Origin of the sequence: Streptosporangium sp. NPDC049376, from assembly GCF_044466505.1 — a bacterium.
In the GTDB taxonomy this organism is placed as follows: Bacteria; Actinomycetota; Actinomycetes; order Streptosporangiales; family Streptosporangiaceae; genus Streptosporangium.
This window is the reverse complement of the sequence record NZ_JBITMT010000004.1, coordinates 145009-153490: the sequence shown is the minus strand read 5'-3', so window position 1 is coordinate 153490 and position 8482 is coordinate 145009. Positions and strand designations below refer to the sequence as shown.

Genomic DNA, 8482 nt, shown 5'->3' with positions numbered 1-8482 from the left:
ATGGGACTTCGTAGCACGCGTACTCGGCAAGCCGGCGCGAACAACAAGGCCGAGGTCACCAAGAAGCCGCTGGGCGCGGTCCGGCGGGCGCAGACCATCACCACCTATGGCGTCGGTTCGATGATCGCGGTTGAGGATCAGTCGTACATTGTCAGTGGAATCGACAGCTGGCGGGTGTGGCCCTCCGATGTCATTTGGGAACCTCGACTCCAGCGCTGGCTCAACGCCAAGAGGTTTCACCTGCCCCCGGCCGATGAGCCGCCCTCAGGTGACGGAATCAAGATCCGACTGTTCCCCGAGATGTACTCCTGCGGCTCGTGCAAGAGGCTCCAGGGCTTCAAACGCTTCGGCTCTCCGGCGGAGCAGAGCAAATGCGGTGACTGCGACAAGCCGTTGACCCCCTCCCGATTCGTGATCGCCTGCGAGAACGGGCATCTGGATGACTTTCCTTACTTCGAGTGGTTGCACAAGAAAAGTGAGCGAGCTCAGGGAGGAAGCAATCAAGTCAAGCACGAGCTCACGCTGGACAGCACCGGGCAGACGGCGTCTCTCCGCTCTGTCGTGATCACATGCTCCTGTGGAGTGCGGCCAGCTTCGTTGGAAGGCGCGTTCGGTCGCGCGGCCATGAAGGAGTTGGGGATCAAGTGCCAGGGACGACGCCCTTGGCTCGGCAGGGACACGAACGAGCCGGGCTGTCTCGCCGTCCCGCGGACCCTGCAGAGGGGTGCCTCGGCTGCCTGGTTCGGCATCACCCGATCGGCGCTGTCGATACCCCCCTGGTCAGAGACCCTGCAGCAGCGGATCAATCCTCGTTACGAGGAGTGGAACGCGCTGCTCGACGGCAATGTGCCAGACAAGATCATTCTCAGCATGATCGAGAAGAGCGACGTCGTGGACGACGACCGGTTCGCCCCGGAAGCGGTACTGGCGGCCGTCCGACGGCGACGTGAGCTGGAGGCCAGCGCGCTTCCCGACTCGGATGAGCAACTCATGCTGGAGTCGGCCAACGAACTGCGACGTGAGGAATACGCCCATCTCCACGACGGCACGGGCAACGTGGGCCGCGAGGAGAACTTCGAGTGCGTCCAAGCTCCGGCAGACGGAACATCCCTGCCCTACGGATTCAAGCGTTCCATGCTCGTCAAACGACTTCGCGAGGTCAGGGCGCTGGAGTCCTTCACCCGAGTGGAACTCCCTGATCCGGCCAGTGGAGACAGACGCCGATCGGCGATGGCCAAAAAGCCCATGGAATGGCTACCCGCCATCGAAGTCAGCGGTGAGGGGGTCTTCCTCGCAGTCGACGGAGACGTCCTGAAGGAGTGGGAGCAACGGACCGGTCCCGAACGACGGGCTCACAGGATCTGGACCAACCACACTGCGCTTCTACGCGAGCGTGCCCAAAGGACGGAAAGTACGCAGCCGCCTTCCTCCATCAAGTCGCCGGTGACCGCGCGCTACGTTCTACTCCACACCCTCGCTCACGTGCTCATCAACGAATGGAGCCTCGACTGCGGTTACCCGACTGCGGCCCTACGCGAACGGCTCTATGTTGACGACAAGATGGCCGGCATCCTGATCTACACCGCCACCAGCGACTCGGCGGGCTCGCTCGGCGGTGTCGTCGCTCAGGGCGAACACCACAAACTCTACGAAACGGTGGAAGCGGCCCTGGCCAGGACCGAGTGGTGCTCGCAGGATCCACCCTGCATGGAGGCCGAGGCCAACGGTCTCGACAGCCTCAACCTGGCGGCTTGCTATGCCTGCGTACTGCTGCCGGAGACCAGCTGCGAAACCAACAACGTCTTCCTGGATCGCGCGATGCTGATCGGCACACCGGAAGACCCTTCAACCGGTTTCTTCCACCGGGCTAACTGACTAGCGTGACCTCTCGGACCGAGGGGTCGATTTGAGGAGGGGTGCTGTGCCGCGACTGGGTATCCACCAGGATTTCCTGCAGGATCTCATTCGTCTGGAGCGCCCCATCCAGCGGAAGGTGCTCGACACCATCAAGAAATTCGAGCAGACCGCGCACACCGGAGCTCATCTGGAAAAGCTCAACGACTTCCGCGACCCAAGGTTCAAGAGCATCCGGATCGGTCTCGACTATCGCGGCATTGTGCTCGTCCCTGAGCAGGGTGATCACTTCACCCTGCTCAGGGTGGACACCCACGACGAAGCTTATGCATGGGCCCGACACCGGCGTGTCTCGGTCAACATGGCCAACGGCCACATGGAGATCCGTGACGACGCGATCATTGACACGGCCATCGAGACGATGACCCGCGCTCCGGTGGAGGCGGCTCATCCTCTTTTCGAGCATGTCTCCGACGCCGACCTGGTCCGACTTGGGATCGACGACCAGATGCTCAGGTTCGCCAGGATGCTCACGGACGTGAACATCCTGGAGGCCCTGGACGGCAAGCTGCCCCAGACCCAGTTTGACGTGCTCTTCGGGCTGGCCGCCGGAATGACTCCCGAAGACATCTGGAACGACGTGGTCGGCGCAGTCGCACGAGAGAGGATCGACCCGGACGATCTCGCGGCGGCCACAGGACGAATGCCACACAAGGTGGCGCTCGTCGAAGGGACCGAAGAGCTCATAGAGCTGTTCGACAAGCCCTTCGCTCGATGGCGTGTCTACCTTCATCCGCTACAGCGGGAGGCCGCGTTTCAGGAGTACTCCGGTCCCGCACAGGTCACGGGCGGTCCCGGAACCGGCAAGACAGTGGTCGCGCTGCACCGGGCCAGACACCTGGCTCGACAGGGCGGGAGGGTGCTGCTCACTACGTTCACCGCGACCCTCGCCCGGTCGCTCGCCGAGTCGCTCCGGCTGTTGGAAACCGACGATGAGGTGCTGTCGCGCATCGACGTGCTCACGGTTGACCAAGTTGCCAGGCAGTACACCGGCAGGTTCACGCTGCTTCGGGACGAAGAGGAGAAAGAGATCTGGCGGAAGGTGATCCGTCGTCGAGGCCTCGATTTCGCCGAACGGTTCTTGGCTGAGGAATGGCGACAGGTCGTCCTCGCCCAGGGGATCGCCTCGTCCGACGACTACCTCTATGCCCGGCGGATCGGGCGGGGACGTCGGCTCGGGTCACTACAGCGAGCGCAGGTCTGGAGGGCGATCGCGGAATTCGAGCAGGAACTGGTGAAGCACAACTACCGCACATTCGAAACGGTCTGTGTGGAGGCGGCGCGGGTTCTGGGAGAACTTGAGGTAGGGCCGTACGACCATGTCGTCGTGGACGAAGCGCAGGACCTACATCCGGTTCGATGGCGGGTGCTTCGCGCTGTTGTACCAGAGAGGCCAAACGACCTTTTCGTCGCCGCTGACACCCATCAGCGGATCTACGACAACCATGTCTCGCTGAGCCGGGTGGGGATTCGGATCGCGGGCAGGTCCGCACGACTGAAGATCAACTATCGGACCACGGAAGAGATTCTCGCCTGGAGCTGCGCGATGCTCACCGGCGAACAGATCGACGACCTCGATGGAACCCGGGCTGACCTCACCGGTTGCCGCTCCGAGATACACGGTGCCGCACCCGAGCTGTACGGCGCCGCCACGAAGAATGCCGAGCTGACGCGACTGGTCGAAACAGTACGGATCTGGCTCGACGCCGGCGTTCTTCCCGAGGAGATCGGCATCGCGGCACGGTCCGAGACGATGGGGCAGTCCGCAGTCGAAGCGCTGAAGCGCGGCGGTGTCGAGGCCTGTTACCTTTCCCGTGATCGAGATGGAGCCGCCGGACAGGTCAGGGTCGCCACCATACACCGCATGAAAGGCCTGGAGTTCCGATGTGTGGCGGTGGTCGGCGTAGGCGCGAACCAGATGCCCGCCCCGAACGCGGTCACCCCGTTCGAAGAGGACGCGACGACGCACGCCAACGATCTCCAACGGGAACGCTGTCTGCTCTTCGTCGCCTGTACACGTGCCAGGGAACGCCTTCACGTCTCCTGGCACGGTGAACCTTCACTTTTCCTCAACCTCGCCAACGACCGGCGATCTCATCGATCTCACCGTCGGTGACGGCGACAAGCTTGATCTTGTACGGCTCACGCCCCTGACCCAGTGCCAACAACCCCTCCCCGGAGTTCAACGACTCGGCGCCGGATCGGTCGAGAATTGAGACGCTTTCCTCGACTGTCGCCACTGGGAGCGCGAGCCGGCTTGGCAGGTAGCCCTTGAGCCGCCCATCGAGTCCGTACGGCTTCGTCGTACGGACAATGAGGTGAAACCCCACCGCACGTCCCTCCCTGGCCAGCTCGACAACCTGCTCCAGATCGTCCACCTCGACCAGTTCGTCAATGACCACGACCACGTCGGGATGTGCCACTTCGATGTCGCCCAACGCACCGATGGGAACCGAGCCGTGAGACTCTCGCAGCTCCCTGTTGAACTGGGCGGTCGTACGACAGTGACGCTCGCGCAGATCCGCATAACGGCAGTCGACTTCGGAGACGGCCCAGTTGAGAGGATCACCGACTTCCTGGGGGATCAGATGGGGCAGTTCAGTGAATGAATTGCAGCGGGTGGACATCAGCAGCCGGAGCCGCTTCGGTGAGTGACGCATGGCCAGTGAAGCGATGATGCCTCGCAGCGGATCGAGCGACCCATGGCTCCCAGCAATCAGGAAATGCGGCGAATCACGCATATTAAGAAAGGCGGGTACTCCGTCCTGAGCACGACCAAGTCCGACGAGCGGGAAGTCACCATCCGGCGCCTCCTGAAGAATACCGCTTAAGCTCAACGGATCGAGAGCGGAGTGGAGCACCTCAAGTCCGATGACCGACGCGCCCGGCGGTGGAGAGCTTGATCGTTCCATCGGCACGAATCGAGCCGAGCGGTGCTTCACAGCCTGCGTGATTTGTTCCAAAAGAACGAGAAGTTCACTCTCAGCAACGCTTGGGCCGAGCCGGATCTCGAAACGGGTCAATACAGAGGTACGAGTGTATCCGGCGACCCGCGCATCGACGCGGACCTCGTGCAGGAACCGGTCAATCTCCTTCGCCATGTTGTCGTCGGTGCCAGTGTGCCGACGCTCCGACGCATCGGACTTCAACAGCCGTTGAGGCGGAAGTCGGTCGATGTTCCTGGCTGGATGCTGCGGCGTACGTGGTCGCATGGCCCTGAGTCGGTCAGCGACTTCGGCTGCCGACTGTGGTCGGTCCACCGGATCCTTGGCGAGGAGTTGGAGAATCAATTCCTCCAACTCCATTGGTATATCAGGACGAATTTCTCCCGGGAAACGAGGTGTCTTGGTGGCATGCTGGAATAGCAGCTGCCAAGCATTGCCATGAAACGGACACTCGCCAGTGGACATCTCGTATAGAACACAGCCCAGCGAGTAGAGGTCACTCCGTTCGTCCGGTGAGCCGTCGGACTGCTCGGGCGCGGCATAGGCCGGCGTTCCGACCTGGGCTGTGGCCTTACCTTCTTCGACGACTCTGGCGATACCAAAGTCACAGAGCTTGGGTCGGTCACCGGATAGAAGCATGATGTTGGCTGGCTTGATGTCTCGATGGATGACTTTCTTGCCATGCGCGACGCCAAGCGCCTCGGCAAGACGGGCGCCGATGGAGACAACACGTCCGATGGGCAATCCGCTCCGGTGTTCCTTCATAACCTTCGCCAGGTCACTGCCGCGGAGAAGCTCCATAACAAAGAAGAGTCGACCGTTGTCCTCGTCGGCGTCATGGACGACCACGATGTTGGGATGCTGGAGCCGACCGCAGATCTTGGCCTCAGCCCGGAAGCGGTTGATTTTTCGCGGTTCACGCTCCATGTGACTGGGGAAGATCTTGACGGCGACGTCTCGGGACAGACGAAGGTCGAAAGCCTTCCAGACCTCTCCCATGGCTCCTGCGCCAAGCTTGGAATCCAGACGGTACCGACCAGCCAATGTGACCTCGGCGAGCACAGCACCCTCCAGATCCATGTGATCGAGCATGTGAGGCTTGAGACGGATCGTAGCTGTTCAGTAGATCTGTACCGTGTCGGAAACGTTGGCGCCACATAGCTCTTCAGCTCTTGGAAGCCATGCCGAACGGTATGTCTCACGTCAAAAAGTTGCAGCACGAGACGCTGCGCGTTCTGGCGGGCCAAGAAGGTCGCGTAGTGGGGCGGGCCGGGTTGAGCAGCCCGAGCCAGGTGGTATCGGGAAGATGAGAACGACTGACGCGTCCTGCGGCCCTAGGGTGTTCCCCGTGGGGGGACTGACACAGTCATGGGCGTCCAGCGATGCCGTGCGGGCGAGCATGCGATCCAACAAGGGCCGAGACACCAAACCGGAACTCGCCCTCCGTCGCGCCATCCATGCGATGGGCCTCCGGTATCGGGTCTCCTACCGTCCGCTTAAGAGCGTTCGACGCACTGCGGACCTCGTCTTCACGAAGGCCAAAGTGGCAGTGTTCATGGACGGATGTTTCTGGCACGGCTGTCCTGTCCACCACACCGTTGCCGTTACCAACGCAAGCTTCTGGGCGGAAAAAGTACGTCGCACGCGAGAACGCGATGCCGAAACGGATCGCCTCCTGCATGAGGCGGGTTGGCATGTCGTTCGCGTTTGGGAGCATGAAGACCCAGCCGAGGCGGCCCTGCGGGTGGCATCGGCTGTCCGACCGCACCGCACTCACTAGTGCTTGCACTTCCTTTATTTCCAGCAGAAATACGCAATAAGCCGCTTTATAGTCCTCAAGGCTTGATCCGCCCGACACTGCTCGACGACGGTGGTGAACATCGACGGTTCCACGATTACCGGAACCGCCTCACACGGACAGGGCCGCTGGGATCGGTCTGCGCGGACGCCATGATCGTGTGGACGCATCAGAACTCGGCCGGGCCGGCTGTCGCCGGTATCGAGGGTGATGCGCCGCAGGTCTCATTCGGCGCCGACCGTCGTCGAGCCGAGATCGTGTCGCCATATGACGGTGCCGCAAAGCCTGGGCGAAGGCCGGTAAGTTCAGCCGATCTCGAGACAGGCCGAGCGAAAGGCTCATGCCGCAGTCGGTGATTCGCCGGGTGCGGGCTCGAAGCCCGGCGACGGCCCGCATCTTGTCACCATTCCGAAAAGATCCGCACCTCTGACCGATCTGTCGGTTTCGCACCCACACTGCTGCGGTGACTGCGGATAAGGCCCATGGGGCCGGGTTCTACCTCTGAGACTCAATCGGTCACCGCAACTCCTCACTTCAGTCACATGCTCAGGACTCCAAACAACCTCTAGACCCCCAAGATCGAAAATGTCCCGTCATATCACCTCCACAGCACGTCGAGAGGGACCCCGTCGTGAAGGGCGTTACTCCGTGGCTGGATGCTGTTTCGCGAACGGATGGCCATCGTTCGTCTCATGCCTTGCCGTAGGGCTTGTCAGGTATATTCCCGGCGAGGCATATTTGGGGGGTGCCTGTGGATGTGTTCGCTGTGCTTGCTGAGCCGACGAGGAGACGGATCCTCGATCGGCTGCTCAGGGCGGAGAGCAGTGTCGGGCAGCTTGTTGACGTGCTCGCGGTCAGTCAGCCAACCATGTCCAAGCATCTGAAGGTGTTGAGGGAGGCCGGTTTCATTTCCTGTCGTACGGCTGCGCAGCAGCGCATCTACCGGATCGAGCCCAGGCGGTTCGAGGCGCTCGATGAGTGGCTCGCGCCGTACCGCCGGCTGTGGGAGCGGCATCTCGACGCCCTTGAACGCCATCTCGACAACCAGGAGGAGCAGTGACGAACTCCGAGGTCGGCTATCAGACCGACGGGGGACGGTGGACTCTCGTCTTCGTCCGGGACCTGCGGCACTCGCCAGAGAGCGTGTGGGCAGCGCTCACGGACCCCGCCCAACTGGGTGAATGGTCTCCCTACACCGCCGACAGGGACCTCGGGACGGTCGGTGAGACGACGCTGACGATGCTCGACGACGGGCCGGGGATCTCCGCGGGGATGTCCGAGTTCGTGAGCCGCGCGGAACCGCCGACTCTGCTCGAATACACCTGGGGCGGTGACCGGCTGCGCTGGGAGTTGGCCGCGCTCGGCTCCGGGACACGATTAACGCTGCGGCACACGCTCAAGGAGCGCAGGTGGATGCCGGAGGTCGCGGCCGGGTGGCACCTGTGCTTCAACGTCGCCGAACACCTTCTCGACGGATACCCGGTGGGTCCAATCCGTGGGAAGAAGGCGCGTGACCACGGCTGGGAAGGGCTGCGCGAGATCTACGCCAGAGAGCTGGAGATCGTCGAAGATCACTGCCTCAAGGCCGTGTGACCGGCTGAGCCGGGCGGATCCGGGCGGATCCGGGCGCTCCATGCCGCGCCCCAATCCGCGCCCGCACCGTAGGCGCACCGGCCGCCATCCAGGCCCATGTCGTACGGCCGCGCTCACGGCCGCCTCTATACCGTCTGCTCCCCGGGTGTCAGGAAGAGAGAACAGAAAAGCCGCCCCTTTCAAGTCCATTTATCGGAAAATGCTCTGTTTTTTTCGCCCCTTCTCCAGGCAT

At 62.3% G+C, this 8482-nt stretch carries 6 protein-coding genes; 5 read left to right on the top strand and 1 reads right to left on the bottom strand.

What is annotated here, in order from left to right:
* Both drmB and ACIBVQ_RS13615 read left to right on the top strand, forming a co-directional pair.
* Window positions 1-1875: a DrmB family protein gene (gene drmB / locus ACIBVQ_RS13620; RefSeq protein ID WP_399177630.1), complete on the top strand. Its 1875-nt coding sequence runs from the start codon at window positions 1-3 to the stop codon at window positions 1873-1875.
* 46 nt (window positions 1876-1921) lie between these two features.
* A complete protein-coding gene (locus ACIBVQ_RS13615) occupies window positions 1922-4030 on the top strand; it encodes a UvrD-helicase domain-containing protein (RefSeq protein ID WP_399177628.1) in 2109 nt (702 codons plus the stop codon).
* On the opposite strand, the gene ACIBVQ_RS13610 is transcribed toward ACIBVQ_RS13615, so the two are convergent.
* Window positions 3984-5939, bottom strand: coding sequence for a DNA translocase FtsK (locus ACIBVQ_RS13610; protein WP_399177626.1), 1956 nt, complete (start codon window positions 5937-5939; stop codon window positions 3984-3986). The two genes, ACIBVQ_RS13615 and ACIBVQ_RS13610, sit on opposite strands and share 47 nt — an antisense overlap.
* A 319-nt stretch (window positions 5940-6258) precedes the next feature.
* On the opposite strand from ACIBVQ_RS13610, the gene ACIBVQ_RS13605 reads away from it, so the two are divergent.
* The 3 genes from ACIBVQ_RS13605 (at window position 6259) to ACIBVQ_RS13595 (ending at window position 8250) form a co-directional block, all read left to right on the top strand.
* Window positions 6259-6639 (top strand): very short patch repair endonuclease, encoded by a 381-nt coding sequence (locus ACIBVQ_RS13605; protein WP_399177624.1) that lies wholly within the window; start codon window positions 6259-6261, stop codon window positions 6637-6639.
* Window positions 6640-7402: 763 nt separating this feature from the next.
* Window positions 7403-7717, top strand: coding sequence for a metalloregulator ArsR/SmtB family transcription factor (locus ACIBVQ_RS13600; protein ID WP_352014217.1), 315 nt, complete (start codon window positions 7403-7405; stop codon window positions 7715-7717).
* Window positions 7714-8250 (top strand): SRPBCC family protein, encoded by a 537-nt coding sequence (locus ACIBVQ_RS13595; protein ID WP_362917684.1) that lies wholly within the window; start codon window positions 7714-7716, stop codon window positions 8248-8250. Before ACIBVQ_RS13600 ends, ACIBVQ_RS13595 begins: the two co-directional genes overlap by 4 nt.
* Window positions 8251-8482: the final 232 nt, after the last annotated feature.